The organism is Flavobacterium sp. GCM10023249, assembly GCF_042653365.1.
Lineage (GTDB): Bacteria > Bacteroidota > Bacteroidia > Flavobacteriales > Flavobacteriaceae > Flavobacterium.
Map to the genome: position 1 here is coordinate 26667 of NZ_JBHSHZ010000003.1, position 16453 is coordinate 43119.

The window sequence follows — 16453 nt, forward strand, 5'->3', positions numbered from 1 at the left end:
GTTTATGAGAAAAAAACTACAAATTATTGCGTTTGCCGTATTAATTTCTGTTGGGGCACACTCCCAAGAGGATAAGTATTGGTCGCAAAATCCAGCAGGCAAAATGGAGTTGTCTGCGAACAAAACTGTGAAAAGGCAGTCTTTCCCCGAAGAGTTTAAATTGTTCAATCTGAATTCGGATGCATTTAAACAAATGCTGTACGCCTCGGTTTCTTCAAAAAGCCGAAAGACGAATATTATCACTTTGCCCAATTCAAGTGGTAAACTAGAAGAATTTGCTATTTATGAAGCGTCTAATTTTGATCCAGAATTACAAGCTAGATTTCCAGAAATCAGAGCTTTTTCTGGAGTTGGAATTACAGATAAGACCGCTACACTTAAATTGAGTGTTTCTCCACTTGGAGTGCAAACGATGGTTTTTAGATCCGATAAAGAAAATGAATTCATGGAGCCTTATTCTGAAGATGGTAAAGTATATGCTGTTTACAATTCTCAAAGAAATAAAGGGAAGTTAGCATGGAGTTGTACTACTGAAGATAAGAATGTAATGGAGGATTTGAGTGGTCAAATCGAAAGAAAACAATTGCGTTCAAGTGGGCAGTTTTTGAGAACTATGCGATTAGCTCAATCTTGTACTGCAGAATATTCTAATTATTTTGGAGCTACTTCTTCTGCACAAGTGAATTTAGTATTGGCAGCTTTTAATAACACGTTAACTAGATGTAATGGTGTGTACGAAAAAGACCTTGCTTTACATTTGAATTTAATTGCAAATACTGACAGTGTTATTTATTATAACGCAACTACGGATCCTTATTCGCCGGCGGGTCAAATGAATAACTGGAATAATGAATTGCAAAATACCTTAACTAGTGTTATAGGAGATGCCAATTATGATATTGGGCACTTGTTTGGCGCTACAGGAGGTGGTGGAAATGCAGGTTGTATTGGTTGTGTATGTAATAACGGAAAAGGTAGTGGTTATACATCTCCAGCCGACGCAGTTCCATCAGGAGATAATTTTGATATAGATTATGTGGCTCACGAGGTGGGACATCAATTGGGAGGGAATCATACCTTTTCAATGAGTAACGAAAATACGGGTGTAAACATGGAAGTAGGTTCGGGTATCACCGTTATGGGTTACGCGGGAATTACTTCTTATGATGTTGCTAGACATTCTATCGATATTTTTCATGCAGCTTCTATCGAGCAAATCCAAACCAATTTGGAAGGTAAAAGTTGTCCGGTTAAAATTGCTATTGCTAATCAGGCTCCTGTAGTTTCAGCTGGTTCAGATTATACGATACCAACAAGTACGCCATTCTTGTTGAACGGATCTGCAACCGACCCTAATGGGAATCCATTGACATATTGCTGGGAGCAAATGGATGAAGGTGCCGGTCAAACCGGTGCCAGCAGTCCGGCAAGTGCTGGTAAAACTTCTGGGCCAAACTGGGTAAGTTATTCGCCAGTAACAGTTCCGTTTAGATTTATGCCAAACATTAATTCTGTTGTGGCAAATTCTGCAACTACAGCTGGGACAGGAAATGAAATAATTAATATAGAGGCGTTGAGCTCTGTGGCTAGAACTTTGAATTTTAGACTTACTGTCAGAGATAATATTCCTTTTTCTCTTGCAACACCAAGTGTGGGACAAACGAACTACGATGATATGAGAGTGACTGTAGTAAATACTGGAGCTCCTTTCGTAATAACTTCGCCTAATACTGCAGTTTCGTTACTAGAAGGTTCTAATCAAACTGTGACTTGGAATGTGGCTGGAACTAATGCGAATGGAATTAATGAGAGCTATGTTGATATTTATTATTCGAATGATGGAGGATTTACTTATCCTATTTTATTAGCAAGCAGAGTGCCTAATGATGGTAGTGAAGTGGTAACTATTCCTGTTTCTGTGGATAGTGGAAGAGCCAATTCTTTAGGTAGAATTATGGTGAAAGCAAATAACAACATCTTCTTTGATATCTCAAATGCGAATATTACAACTACTGTTGGAGGAAATACGTTTGCAGCAAGTTTTAATGGTGTGGCAGGAGAACAAAACAAAAGCAAATGTCAAAATGCTTCAACAAATTTAACCTATACATTTAGATACGACGCAATGGGGTCATTCAATGCGACTACTACATTCAGTGCAACTGGTTTGCCTGCTGGAGTTACAGCAAGTTTTTCTCCTGTTTCAAGATCAACAGATGGTGATGTGGTTATGACGCTTACGACTTCTGGGTCTACTCCGGTTGGTCTTCATAATGTTATAGTAAATGCGACTTCGGGTGCAACGACTAAAACGGTGCCTTTCTATTTAGAAATTCTGAATTCTACATTTGGGGTGTCTAATTTGTCTGGACCAACTAATAACGCAACTGCTCAAAACACCACTTTAAATTTAACATGGTCTGCGGCAACAAGTGCAACATTGTATGATGTACAAGTGGCAAGTGATTCTGGTTTTACTTCTATTGTTGCTTCGGGAACAACTGCATCTACCAATTATATTGTAACCGGTTTAAATCAGGCAACAGATTATTTTTGGAGAGTTTTACCGAGAAATGCTAGTTGTAATGGTGCGTTTACTTCGTCATTCAAGTTTACCACAGGTATTATAAATTGTAGTACTGTGAGTAATAATACAGTGCAGGCAATTGCTGCTAACGGAAAGCCAACAGTAACATCAACTATTGCAATTCCATCTGGAGTAACAATTAATGATTTAAATTTAACTGTTAACTGTACACATTCTGATGTGAGTGATCTGATAATTACGTTAACAGGGCCAACAGGAGCTTCTTCTAGAGTATTGGATCAATCGTGTTTAGGTGGTACAAATCTTAATGCAACTTTTGATGATTCTGGAAATGCTTTGGCGTGTGGTTCAAATCCAGCAATTAGTGGAGCTGTGATTCCGTTGAATGCACTTTCTGTTTTTAATAATACATCTTCTACAGGCACTTGGACATTAACAGTAAAAGATAATGATAGTGGTGATGGAGGTTCATTGAATAGTTGGTCTTTGAATATTTGTAATATTCAAGCTGCATTGTCTAATTCAGAGAATGAGTTGGCTTCATTGAAAATTTATCCGAATCCAAATAAGGGAAGATTTACTATCGAATTCCCGTCTCTTTCTGGAAAAAATGTTGAGGTGAAGGTTTATGATGTGAGAGGAAGACAGATTTTCGATTCATCTTATGTAGCTAACGGCGCATTTAGTCAAGAGGTTAATTTGGAAGATGTTCAATCTGGAATTTACCTTGTTAATATTACGGATGGTGATAAAAAAATTACGAAAAGAATAGTTGTTGAATAACGTAGTGTTTTTATTTGAAATGGAAGCGCAGGTTTAGCCTGCGCTTTTTTTATTTTTACAATAAGTGCAATTAAAGTGTTAATTTTAACATATATTCTTTAACAAATTATTAATCAATTGTTATATATTTGCCGACTTAATCTATAAACTATGAAAAAAATATTACTATTAACCTGTTTTTTTGGTTTTTATCAAGCTCATTCTCAAGAGCTAAGGGTAAAGACTGGAAATAACAAAACTTTTCAAAGTACAATTGAAGAGTCAAAAAGACAAGCGCCTAACGGAATTGTAAGATGTGCTTCTGTAGAACATCACAAAGCAAGACAAGTGAAAGGGCAAATCTTATCTGATGAACAATTTGAACAATGGATTGCTCCAAAAGTTGAAGAAATCAGAAAACGTCGCGAAAGTGGCAGAGCTTTACCGTCAGTAATTAGAATTCCTGTAGTTGTTCACGTTATTCATAACGGTGATGCAGTAGGAACTAATGAAAATATTGCTGATGCTCAGGTATTGTCTCAAATTACAGTTTTAAATCAAGATTTTAGAAGATTATCGGGAACGCCTGGTTTTGGTGCTGGGGTAGATACTTCTATTGAGTTCTGTTTGGCACAAGTAGATCCAAACGGTAACCCAACCAATGGTATTCATAGAGTGAATTTGGGAGTGGCTTCCTTCAATGAAGCTGCGGTTGAAACGAATATGAAACCAAATACAATTTGGGATCCTACCAAATATTTTAATATGTGGACGGCCAATTTCGGTGGAGATTTAGATGGCACATTGGGGTATGCGCAATTCCCAACAGGTTCAGGTCTGGCTGGTATGCCAACTGAAGATTGTATTGCTGGTGAAGCGTCTACAGATGGTTTGATCATGGCTTATAATGTTTTTGGATCAAGAGCTATTTATCCTGGGGGTAATTACATGGATACCAGCTATGATAAAGGAAGAACTGCTACTCATGAAATTGGACACATGTTCGGATTACGACATATCTGGGGTGATACTAATTGTGGTACTGACTACTGTGCTGATACTCCGACTGCTCATACTGCAAACTATGGTTGTCCTACTGTGCTAAATTGTGATTCGACAGGAAATGAAATGGTACAAAACTATATGGATTATACTGATGATGCATGTATGAGTATTTTTACTCAAAACCAAAAGGACAGAATGTTAGCGGTATTAATGAACTCTCCTCGTAGAGATGATTTATTAGTGTCTACAGTTTGTTCAGCTCCTCAAGCGTCTATCCAGTTCAAGAGAACAGCTTGTGAGACAAGATTGATTAATGCGGATGTTACAGAAGGAAACGGATGTAGCTTCACAGAATATACTGTGCCGTTAAGTATTAATAAAGCGCCTACTGCTAATGCGGTTGTGACTTTTGCTGTTGATGGTTCTTCAGTGGCTAACGCTAGTGATATTACTATAATGACTCCTACGGTTACATTTAATTCTGGTTCAATTGCTGATAAAAATTTAGTGTTTAGAGTTTTAAATGATGGAGTAGTTGAGCCTAATGAGAATCTTGTCATTAACTTCACAGTGAATGCAAATGGTGGAGATGCTTTTGCTAATGCAGAAGGAAATAAATTGACACTTACGATTTTGAATGATGATACTGCGCCTTTGGCGACTCAAGCTGTAAATATATTTTCACAAAATTTTGAAACACCTCCTTCTATCACAAATACAGATAGGGATGGTGATGGTCGTAGATGGCTTTCATTTGCAGGTAATGCTAATACAGCTGCTATAGGTCTTACGGGTAACTTCCAAGGATCTAGGTCTTGGGATAATTTACCAAGTCCAAATGGAACACCATTAAGTCCAGATAATTTAATGACATTCACTACTCCAATTGTAATTCCTTCTGGAACTACTGAGTTGTCATTTAGAGTTGGTGCTGCTGATCCTGATTACTTCGCGGAAAACTATTCGGTTTATTTGACCACTTCAAATGTACCTAATACAATTGTGGCACAGCCGGCTATTTTTAATGAAAGACTTACTGTAGGTGGGGTAACTGCGGTGAGAACTGTAAATGTTAGTTCTTTTGCAGGTCAAACAGTCTATTTAAGCTTCAGACATCATGCAACGACAGATATGTACGTATTGGTTTTAGATGATGTTGCTATCAATAATTTTACTTCAGCTAGCGTTCAAACAGCGGTGAACTCTGCAACGCAATACCAGTCTAATTTGTCATCAACAGGTACTGCTTATGCGAAAGACAGTTCAACCTCTAGAATGATGGTTGATATTAATAATACTTCAAATTTCAACTACGGTTGTACTAATGTTTTTGTATCAAGAGATCAGGCTACGGCAGGTGCTGCTGCAGTTAACTATGGTACAAATACAGCAAACAATTTGAAAGTAATGGCTAAAACGTTTACGATTACGCCAACAACGAATAATGCTACTGGTAATGCTACTTTGAAATTCTATTTCTCTGAAGCAGAAATTGCAGCTTGGGAAAGTGCTACTGGGAATTCAAGAACAGCATTAAGAGTAATTAAACAAGGTGATGCTTCTGCATTGTCAACTACTGCAGGAACTTTTGGTACTAATACTACTTTAACTGCAAATGTAGCTAATGGTATCGGAGGAGTTTACTACTTCGGTGTTCAAAATACGTTAGATACATCTGATTTTGAATTTGATAATTTTGCATTGTATCCAAATCCAAACAAAGGAAACTTTACGGTACGTTTCAATCCTGAAACTAATGATAAAGTGAATATCAATGTGTATGATTTAAGAGGAAGACAGATTTTTGAAAAAGCGTACGTGAACAACGGAGCATTCAATCAGGAAATCAACTTGGATAAAGCACAGACTGGTGTGTATCTAATTACTATTGCTAATGGTGATAAGAGAACAGTAAAACGTATTGTTATTGAATAATATAAAATAATGATATAAAAAAAGGGAAGCTTAATGCTTCCCTTTTTTATTTTCCGTTGAACGTGTTCATGGTATTTCCTAATCCGGCCAACGCAAATGATTCAATGACTTGAGTTGAAACTTCTAGTCTTTCGGTAAGTTTTGTTTTTTCTTCCTCATCCCATTCTCCTAAAACATAATCTACCTGTTTTCCTTTCTTGAAATCATCACTGATACCGAATCGGAAACGGGGGTAATCGGCAGAATTTAATAATTGCTGAATGCTTTTTAATCCGTTATGTCCACCGTCTGATCCTTTCGGTTTAATTCGAATGGTGCCAAAAGGTAAATTGAGATCATCGGTAATGACTAAAATATTCTCTTTGGCAATTTTCTCCTTTTCCATCCAGTACTGAACTGCTTTGCCGCTTAAATTCATATAGGTATTGGGTTTAAGAAGAAAGAGTGTTCTTCCTTTGACTTTGTATTCAGCCAATGCGCCTAATTTTACTGTTTGGAAGTCTAATGCTTCTTTTTTGGCTAAAAAATCCAAAACTTTAAAACCGATATTGTGTCTTGTGTTGGCATATTCAGCACCAATATTGCCTAAGCCTACTATTAGAAATTTCTTCATGTCTGTGTCTGTTACTGCTGTTGGTGTTGTGAACAGCTTTTTAAACCAATTCATCATCGGGCAAAAATAATCCAATTATATCAAATAAAAAAAGCACCTCGTTTGAGGTGCTTTTGTATAGAGTGTAAGAAAATTATTTTTTCTTTTTTCCACCTTTTTCTGCTTTTGCAGCTTCTTGAGCAGCTTTCATCGCAGCACGTGAAATTCTCACTTGACACACTACAGTGTTGTCTGGGTGTAAAAATTTGTATTTATCAGATACTAATTTAGTAATGTATAATTTATTACCCATTTCTAAAGAAGAAATGTCAGCATCGATATAGTCAGGTAAGTTAGCAGGTAAAGCTTTAACTTTCAATTTACGTTGGTTTAAACGTAAAACACCTCCTAATAATACACCTGGAGAAGTACCTACAACTCTAACTGGAATTTCCATAGTAACTTCTTTGTTGTCAAACAATTGGTAGAAGTCAATGTGTAAAATTTTGTCAGTTACAGGGTGTACTTGAATGTCTTGTAAAACAGCATTGAAAGATTTACCGTTCTCTAACTCAATCACAACTGTGTGTGCGTTTGGAGTGTAAACCAAGTTTTTGAATGCTTTGTCTTCTGCTGAGAAATGCACTGGTTGATCTCCTCCGTATAACACGCAAGGAACCGCTCCAGCATTACGTAAGGCTTTAGTAGCAACTTTGCCCACGCTTTCTCTTTCTGATCCTTTAATTGTAATCGATTTCATTTTAAAAAAATATAGTTATTAAATATTTTACTCGTTTTCGCATGAAGTTATTTACTTTATGCGTAATGAGCCGGCAAATGTACGAACTTATTATTAAGTTGAGTGCCTTTACATTAAAAATTTTCCACTAATGGAATTATTATGGTGAACCATGTGCATTACCTCTGCAAATAATGGGGCACAGCTCACTACTTTTATTTTGTGGGATTCTTTCTTTAATGGAATAGAATCGGTAACAATCAATTCGCTCAATTGCGAGTTTTCAATTTTTTCGTAAGCACTACCCGATAAAATAGCATGAGTACAAATTGCACGTACGCTCAATGCGCCTTTTTGAATCATCAAATCGGCAGCTTTGGCTAATGTGCCTCCGGTGTCAATCATATCGTCAACCAGAATGACATGTTTTCCTGTTACTTCACCGATTAATTCCATCGATTCGATAATGTTGGCCGCTTTTCGCTGTTTGTAACAAATCACCACGTCAGATTCTAGGAATTTAGAATAGGCATACGCTCTTTTAGAACCACCCATATCCGGAGATGCAATCGTTAAGTTTTCCAAACCTAAACTTTTAACATAAGGAAGGAAAATAGTTGATGCAAACAAATGATCTACCGGTTTTTCGAAAAACCCTTGGATTTGATCGGCGTGTAAATCCATCGTCATGATGCGAGTGGCACCAGCGCTTTCCAATAATTTTGCAACCAGTTTGGCTCCAATCGGAACTCTTGGCTTGTCTTTTCTGTCTTGACGAGCCCATCCGAAATAAGGAATTACAGCGGTAATATGTCTTGCAGAAGCTCTTTTGGCAGCATCTATCATTAGTAACAATTCCATCAAGTTATCAGAACTTGGGAATGTTGAACAAACAATAAATACTCTTAATCCGCGGATGGATTCTTCATAAGACGGCTGAAATTCACCATCACTGTATTGCGAGAACGTTACTTTTCCTAGTGGTACACCGTATTTTTCGGCGATTTTCTCAGCTAGGTAAACACTTTGTGAACAGGCAAATATTTTTGCTTCGGGTTCTAGGTGTGGCATTAAAATGTTGTTTTTATGTCCCAAAACGTATAAAATTTAACTTTTATGTTGGTAAAAGTTTAAAGTTATAAGCGCCTCGGGTGTAGTTAGTTATGTGTCGTGTGCGTCATACGCGGTGCAAATTTAGGAATAAAATCGGACTAGGAAAGATAATTTATAACTATTTTTTTTATGATTTGTAGAATTTTTTTTTACATTTGCACCCACAATACTGAAACAACAATTCGTTTTAGTTTCATCCTTGCCCGGATGGCGGAATTGGTAGACGCGCACGACTCAAACTCGTGTACTTAGGTGTGTGGGTTCGATTCCCACTCCGGGTACTAAACCTCTCAGGAATGAGAGGTTTTTTTGTTTTTGGGCGTGTCCTCATTCGTTCCTCAATCGGTCGGGCTGTCCATTGTATCTGTAGTAAGTACTGTCGTACTTACTACAGGATGCCATTTCCATCCCTCACGCTGATTTTAAAACAGTAATTTTCTTACCAATGTTATTTTCTGGAAATAGTTTTATCATACAAGTGTCGCAAAATTTCAGCGAAAATTTTATTGGTACAAAGTTAAACTCTTCAGCAATTTTAGTTTTAGTGTCATGGAGTATGTGAATTAGTAAGGGTAATAATGAAATTTCTGACGGAATATGATAATTAGTATTTCCTGCAAATTGAAAGTCGTTTTTTTTTGAAATTATTTTCAAAAGAATTTGTTAAAAAAAACTTTAACAGTTATTTTCGCCACAAAATAAATTTAATATTAGTAACTCTATTACAATGCCAATAGTAGAAGTAAATTATCTAATAAAGATAGTTTGAAACTGTCTATTTGGGTTTTGTGTCTTAATACTGGAGCTAATTTGAATTATCTATAAGCAAAATTATAAAGAACCTCATTACGATTATACCATAAAATGAAACCAAATTCAAGATTTCAACGGGCCATAGCTACGTTCTTTTTATTGATATTCTTTCCCACGTTAGTGCCGCAGAGTTTGTATGCAAATAATAATGGGCCAGCGGCACCTGAGGCAACTAGTTTTGAGCCTGTAGACGCTACGGATATGGTTAATTTGGCAACAGGTGATATGTCTTACGTGTTGCCATTAATCAATGTTCCAAGTCCGGAAGGTGGTTATCCGTTAGCGTTGTCGTATCATGCTGGGATTGCTATGGATCAGGAGGCTTCATGGGTTGGATTGGGATGGTCTTTAAATCCAGGAGCGATAAATCGTTCAGTTAATGGAGTTCCGGATGATTGGAGTAAATCGAGAGTAAGTAAGTTGGCATATGACAGGGGAGAAACTTTAGATTACTACAATTTTGGGATTGGAGGTACTTTGCCAAATGGTATAACTATAGGGATTAGTAGGTCTTGGGGAGCTCATCAGGCGTGGGGTGGTACAGTTGGATATATGGGAATGACTATGACTGCTGATACCGATGGTTATGTAGGAATTGGTATAGGTGCCGGCGGAGCTTCTATGTATATGGATACCGAGGGCAATGGAGGATTTACTGTGTTTGGTTTAAAATATACAGAAACTGAATCTGGAAAAAGTATTGGGGCTAGTTATGGTGGTTTCTCAATGGATTTCGATCCTGAAACAGGAAAAGCAAATAAGTTCTCCGCTTTGGGTGTATCTTTTGATTCAAAGAATAACAGTGTAGGAGTTGGTCCTGCTAGTATTAATAGCTCTCAGATGAATCTTTCGAAAGGAGATTTTTATTACAAAGTGTCAAACGATGGTTTTAACTTAAATGCAGGTCTTTTTTGGGTAAGTTACCAACACACAAATGTAACATATTCATTGTTTAAACTTAATAACGAATATGTTTCAGGAACACTTAATTTGTTTGATTCAAAAAAAGAAAATGGATATACACAAGATGGAAGACATTATATGGATGTTAAAAGATTCATTTTCGATGGAAGTCAATCTGAGAACATGGGTAGTCCAACTTTTATAGAGAGAGCTTTGACTTTGCCTAATTATGATAATTATTCAATTTCAGGACAAGGAATAGGTGGGGTATTTTCTCCTAAGATATTTGATGAGATTTTGTTGTATAGTTCATCCGGAGAAAATGAATATAGACGTTCTTGCTTCCTTACAACTCCTTCCAGCCCTAGTGATTCCAATTATAAATTAAATAATAAAATCTTCTTTTATTTTGATAATGTAAATTCCTCTTTCTTAAGAACACAAAAAGGAACTTTTAAATCTCTAGATAGTGCAATTGATTTGCATGCTTTTTATAATGGCGCCCCTGTAGACACAAATATTTATATGCCTATTGGAAATGAGGCTAATTTAATTAGCAAAATTATAACAGATAATGATACTAATTTTTCTTCCCTTTATGATAACGATGGAAATCTAAAAAAAACAAACGAGAGAAAAAGAGATGGCAACTTTATTGAGGCTTTTACAAATACTGAAATAGTAAATGGCAATACTAATGGTTACTTTCTAGAAGTTCAAGGATATGATAGGAATTCGTATAAAAATATGTCTCCTGATGGTATAGGGGCTTATAGGGTAACGGGATTAGATGGTAAAGTTTATCATTATTCGCTACCGGTTTATAGTATGGAAGAAGTTCAGAAAAATTATAAAAATGCGAATGACGAAAATGAAAAGTTCTTTGAAGCAGTTAAAAAAAATCCCTACGCTACTCATTGGTTGTTAACCGCAATAACCGGACCTGATTATGTTGATGTTAATAATAATAATGCTGTAGATGAAAGTGATTATGGTTATTGGGTTCAGTTTGATTATGGGAAATGGTCTGATGGTTACGGTTGGCGTTCACCCAAAGTAGGAGGTAAAGCTGATATTAAATATTTGGGTAGTGCTCCTATAGGTTATTTTTATTATTGGGGGCGTAAAGAAGTTTATTATCTGGATAAAATTAAAACGAGAACCCATTCGGCTTTGTTTTTAAAGTCTATAAGAAATGATGATAAAAGTTCTATTATTCAAAAGGGAAATGGGAGTTATAGTTCAGGACCGATACCTAGAAGTATAACAGAAAAATATGCGGATAAACTATACAAGAAAAATGAGATAGGTTCTTATTATGGAGTGAATGGTGATAATGATGTAAATGGACATTGGAGAAGTTTTAATGAGCAAGGTGATTATAGGCATGAAAGTTATAGATATGTTAATTTGCCTGAAAATTACTCATTAAAACTAGATAGGATTTTATTATTAAAAAATACGGATGTAAACGGAGTTCAAAAAAATCTATATCAAGGGATGAGTAAAAAAACAGGGTATACCTATTTTGATTATGGATTTAAAGACGGTGCATCCCAATTTGCTTATTCAATATGGAGAAAAGACCCTTTTGATGTTAGGAAATCCAACATAAATACTGATCAGAACGTTCTAGAAAGTGCGGATATTTCCAGGTTAAATCAATCTAATGGATATGATTTAGCCGGTAAAGCATCTAAAGTGATTAATTTTAATTATGACTATAGTTTGGGTAGTAATCTTCCAAATGGAAGTGCAGGGAGATTAGCATTGAGAAGTGTTGAATTAAACGGCAAGAATAATATTAAAATTTTGCCTCCATATAAGTTTAATTATTTAAAAAGTACTACTCCTTATAATGCAAATAATTATGATGTCTGGGGTCATGTAAAAGATAATCCTGATGCATGGAGTCTTGGTGAAATTATCACACCGACAGGAGGTAAAATAAATATTGAATATGAAGCTGATTCATTTATAGAAGAAGCAGCATTGCGTCAACCTTCTATGTATACTATTGGTTGTGATTTTGCCCGAAATAATTTATATCCACAGTATACGCAATTTTCGATCAGCGGTGATTATATAACGGTGAAAATCGGGTCAGCACATAATCAAGAATATACACCTAATTTAGATAACATATTTGAAGTTGGAGATGAAACTTTTTTTGGATTTAGGTTTTTTCAAAAAACACCATATTATTATGCTAAACCACTTAGCGAATATAATTCTTATACCGTAGAGGAAGTTGATAATGTAAATAAGAAAGTTGTTTTTAAAATTAATACAAAAACAGATCAAAGTATCCACAATAGAGCTTTTTATGGTCCCCAATATACATTGTCGATGATGTCGGGTAGTAGTGCAATAGTAATACCTGATGGAGGACCAAACGAAGTTGTTAAGGCTTTTACTATTTTCAAAAGAAGGAAACCACATTTGGAAAATTTTGGTTTAAATGGTAAAAAAGGAGGGGGTATAAGAGTGAAAAAAGTAATTGTTTCAACTAATGAAATCGGGGAAATTATTACGACAGAATATGATTATCGTAATCCTAAAAATAATCGAATATCAGGAATAACTTCTTATGAACCTTTTGATGCATCTTATGAGTCAGTGAAAATATTTGGTATTGAAGAAATTCCGTCACCCAACGTTATTTACGGATATGTTTCGGTTTCTGTTAAAAATCGTTCAGAAGTTTTGAATAAAACGATTTACAAATTTAAAACTTTAGATGGATTATATTTACGAGACTATAGCGTAAATTTGAGTAGTTATTTAGGTGATTCTTATGCAATAGTTCATGAAGATTCAAATAGAATCCCTCCAACTTCGGGACAGTATGGTAGACAAATCAGTTATGACAAGATTACCTTGTATGACAGATTATCGAATATTGGAAATCTAATCTCGGTACATTCATATAATAACAAAAATCAGCTTTTAAAAAGTGTCGTGAATAATTATAAAGAATTTACCAATAATGAAATTGATAATGGAATATCTCAAGAGACTTTTAAAACTATTATACGGGAAGATACAGATCAATTAGTATCTGGTCAATATTCATATGTTCGAGTGAGACCAATGTATCTGTTTTCATCAATCAGTAAAGTAAAGTTTCCGAGTAGACTAGTTTCTTCTACAACGACATTACCTGGATCGACTAATACAGTTTATTATGATAAATATGATTTCTTGACAGGAGAAGTGGCAGAAACCAGAATAATGGCAAGTGATGGAAAGGTGTTTAAGAAAAGGTTTGTTCCTGCATATTCGAAGTATAGTCCAATGAGATCCAAGGTCGATAATCCTAATAATCGCAATATGTTGTCTCAAAAGGCTGCTGAGTATTCTTATATTTATGATCCGGCAGATGCAAGTAAACCCTGGAAAGAAACGGGTGTGGGTATCACGACATGGAACAACGAATGGACGTATCAGGATATCGAGGGCAATTTAAACACGCCAACGTTAGACAAAGAAAAAGTATGGCGTAAACACAAAACTTTTGTTTGGAATGGTGTAAGAGACAGGGGGATTTTTCAGCACTTTGATAGCGCTACCGATGATGGTTTTGATTGGACAGTTGGAGTAGGCTCGCAGTCTTCCAAATGGAAACAAATATCAGAAGTTACCAAATATGATCATTACTCTATGATGTTAGAAGCGAAAGATATCAACAAGAACCATGCGGCAACAAAAATGGGTGACAACGATACAAAAATCACTACTGTAGGTAATGCCAAGTACAATGAGTTGTTTTATTCCGGTATGGAGAATTTGAAAAGCGGAAGTCAGTGGCTGGACCCGGGAATCAAGTCAAATGGAGCTTTGCGTTCCAATGTTTTGGCACACACAGGGTCATACAGCGCGAGTGTAACTGATGCAACAGCGCTTACTATATATTTAAAAGCGAACCAGCATAAAGCGGGTAAGTATAAATTGAATGTTTGGGTTCATAAGAATAATGCACAGGAAGCCCGTATAAATTATGATGGGGTAACGTATAATTTTAACGGAGAGACCAAACAGGCAGGTGATTGGATTTTAAAAACACATTATCTTGATCTTACTGTAGCTGACATTAAAGTTCATTTACTTTCCGCGTCTAGTGCAACGGTAGTTTACGATGATGTAATGTTACGTCCTTTGGCTACCAGTATTGCAGGTTATGTTTATAACCAGTGGGATGAACTGTCCCATATAGTAGGGAACAATGGTTTGGCAACACGCTTTGAATACGATGCAGCAGGACGCCTGGTTAAAACGTACATGGAAGTGTTCGATGATCCAGCAAACATGTTAACGGGTGGCTTTAAGTTAACCAAAGAAAATAAAATGAAATATAAATATTTATAAAACGTAAAATAGTTTTTGAAAAATAAAAAGAAATAGTAATTTTGGAAGCGTAAGGAGGAGATTTCAAACCGAATGGTGAAGCGTAACAGTGGATGTTGTTGTGGTTGTTTTTAAATATACAGCTCTTCTCCTTTTCTTTCCTTTATCTTTAAATCTTATATGAGTCACTTCACAAGGAAAGATTTTATTAAATTAACATCATTAGGATTTTTAGCGACGGTTTTACCTGTACATCAGGTAGAAGCCGTAAATGGATTATTCAACCTGAATATTCCTGAGGGAGCTAATGATTTGCAAAAGGCACAACTAATCGCTAAAAATGCAAAAGAGCATTTTTATAAAAAAGAATTTGCAAAAGCAGAAGAGCTTTACTTACAGTGTGTTAAGCTGGCGCCTGCTTATATACAGTTTTACGATTCACTTAGTAATGTATATGGTGTACGATGTAATCATTTAGCAAGCGTAGAACTTTTTAAAGCCGGGATGAAGAAAAACGTAGCTAAGGCGGTATTCTGTGATCGCTTGGCTAAAGCTTTAGTGCGTTTGGAAAAAGGCAATAAAAAACAAGCAAAGGAGTACAAAAAGAACCACAAGATATCCCAATCATTACTTGAGGAAGCGGAAAAACTTTGGAAAAAAGGAATTGCTCTGGAAGGGAATAAAAAGTATTTGCAGGAAGGTCTTTCCGGATTAGAAAAATCAAAGCAAAAAAGAGGAGCTGCAGTAAAAATGTCTGCAAAAGAGTCGAAAAAACTTATCATTGAACGTAAGACGCAAAATCGTAAGAAGATTAAAAAAGAACTATTGGCCAAATCCAATCAGGATCTGGAAGGAATGGTTAAAAAGATAGACGCTAAACCAAGAACTGTTTTGTTTGTTGGAAGAGAAAAACAACAACAACAATTTCATATCACCAAACAAAAGAAAAAGTTACTACGGTTATTAAATGAAAAAGACAAAACGAATAAGATAGCTGTATTAAAGAGATCGCAGCAAATATTTGATCTGGATCCAACCGACTCATTGTCTTTGTTTCATCTGAAAAGAGCGTTATATGCAAATGGAAACTATTTTGACTTGATAAGCCAAAGACAAAAGTTTGCGCAAAAGAAAGATTCAGTTTACGCTTACTTAGGTGTGGTGGATGCAATTGAAACAGCGCATGAAAAAGGACAAACAAATCCTGAAGCCCTAAGTAATGCCATTTCGATTTGCGGTCTAGTACTGTCCAACTTCAGCCTGACTGAAAAAACAACAGTAGAAGTAATTGATAAACTGACCAAGATTTATATTCTTCAGGGTAAATCAGCAGATGCCATAACGATGTTGGAAGCTTTGATAAACCAATTTGAAAACAATTCTGTATGTTTAGTCAATATGCTGTTGTACCGCTATGCTTCGGCTTTAAAATCGGCCGGCCAAATCCAAAAAGCAAAAGAGGTGTTGAACATCGGGATTCATAAAATAGTGAATCAGGATCCTTCATTGAGTAAAGTTTACCAATTGGCTTCAAGAAAAGAAAAAGAGGGTTTCAACCAGAAAAAGCCGTTGTACCATTTACTCTACGAAATTCACAATGAATTGGGGGAAACCGAGGAGTCTTCACGTATTTTAAGGGAAATCAGACAGTTTAATCCTTCGGATAAATTTGTTACAAAAAGGAAAATATAAAAAT

At 35.8% G+C, this 16453-nt stretch carries 7 protein-coding genes and 1 tRNA gene; 5 read left to right on the forward strand and 3 right to left on the reverse strand.

Annotation, left to right across the window (positions count from 1 at the left end):
* Window positions 1-4 precede the first annotated feature (4 nt).
* The gene (locus ACFO7M_RS01105; RefSeq protein WP_379733571.1) at window positions 5-3331 is read left to right on the forward strand and encodes a reprolysin-like metallopeptidase; all 3327 of its coding nucleotides are present in this window, start codon (window positions 5-7) and stop codon (window positions 3329-3331) included.
* 150 nt (window positions 3332-3481) lie between these two features.
* On the forward strand, window positions 3482-6250 hold the full coding sequence (locus ACFO7M_RS01110) for a T9SS type A sorting domain-containing protein (protein ID WP_379733573.1): 2769 nt from the start codon (window positions 3482-3484) through the stop codon (window positions 6248-6250).
* A 46-nt stretch (window positions 6251-6296) separates the two neighbouring features.
* Here ACFO7M_RS01110 and pth read toward each other — a convergent pair whose 3' ends face one another.
* The 3 genes from pth to ACFO7M_RS01125 all read right to left on the reverse strand — a co-directional run bounded on the left by pth (window position 6297) and on the right by ACFO7M_RS01125 (window position 8652).
* Window positions 6297-6920 (reverse strand): aminoacyl-tRNA hydrolase, encoded by a 624-nt coding sequence (gene pth / locus ACFO7M_RS01115; RefSeq protein ID WP_379717128.1) that lies wholly within the window; start codon window positions 6918-6920, stop codon window positions 6297-6299.
* A 76-nt stretch (window positions 6921-6996) separates the two neighbouring features.
* On the reverse strand, window positions 6997-7602 hold the full coding sequence (locus tag ACFO7M_RS01120) for a 50S ribosomal protein L25/general stress protein Ctc (protein WP_379717125.1): 606 nt from the start codon (window positions 7600-7602) through the stop codon (window positions 6997-6999).
* A 108-nt stretch (window positions 7603-7710) separates the two neighbouring features.
* Window positions 7711-8652, reverse strand: coding sequence for a ribose-phosphate pyrophosphokinase (locus tag ACFO7M_RS01125; RefSeq protein WP_379717122.1), 942 nt, complete (start codon window positions 8650-8652; stop codon window positions 7711-7713).
* A 243-nt stretch (window positions 8653-8895) separates the two neighbouring features.
* Here ACFO7M_RS01125 and ACFO7M_RS01130 point away from each other — a divergent pair.
* The 3 genes from ACFO7M_RS01130 to ACFO7M_RS01140 all read left to right on the forward strand — a co-directional run bounded on the left by ACFO7M_RS01130 (window position 8896) and on the right by ACFO7M_RS01140 (window position 16449).
* Window positions 8896-8975 (forward strand) — tRNA-Leu (locus tag ACFO7M_RS01130).
* 583 nt (window positions 8976-9558) lie between these two features.
* Window positions 9559-14778, forward strand: coding sequence for a hypothetical protein (locus ACFO7M_RS01135; RefSeq protein ID WP_379733575.1), 5220 nt, complete (start codon window positions 9559-9561; stop codon window positions 14776-14778).
* Between the two features lie 159 nt (window positions 14779-14937).
* Window positions 14938-16449 carry a hypothetical protein gene (locus tag ACFO7M_RS01140; RefSeq protein ID WP_379733577.1) on the forward strand — a complete coding sequence of 504 codons (1512 nt, stop codon included), beginning with the start codon at window positions 14938-14940 and terminating at the stop codon, window positions 16447-16449.
* Window positions 16450-16453 lie beyond the last annotated feature (4 nt).

Bases quoted from the DNA above. Each gene is read 5' to 3' on its own strand.
- ACFO7M_RS01105 (WP_379733571.1), top strand. From the start codon at position 5: ATGAGAAAAAAACTACAAATTATTGCGTTTGCCGTATTAATTTCTGTT.
- ACFO7M_RS01110 (WP_379733573.1), top strand. From the start codon at position 3,482: ATGAAAAAAATATTACTATTAACCTGTTTTTTTGGTTTTTATCAAGCT.
- pth (WP_379717128.1), bottom strand. From the start codon at position 6,920: ATGATGAATTGGTTTAAAAAGCTGTTCACAACACCAACAGCAGTAACA.
- ACFO7M_RS01120 (WP_379717125.1), bottom strand. From the start codon at position 7,602: ATGAAATCGATTACAATTAAAGGATCAGAAAGAGAAAGCGTGGGCAAA.
- ACFO7M_RS01125 (WP_379717122.1), bottom strand. From the start codon at position 8,652: ATGCCACACCTAGAACCCGAAGCAAAAATATTTGCCTGTTCACAAAGT.
- ACFO7M_RS01135 (WP_379733575.1), top strand. From the start codon at position 9,559: ATGAAACCAAATTCAAGATTTCAACGGGCCATAGCTACGTTCTTTTTA.
- ACFO7M_RS01140 (WP_379733577.1), top strand. From the start codon at position 14,938: ATGAGTCACTTCACAAGGAAAGATTTTATTAAATTAACATCATTAGGA.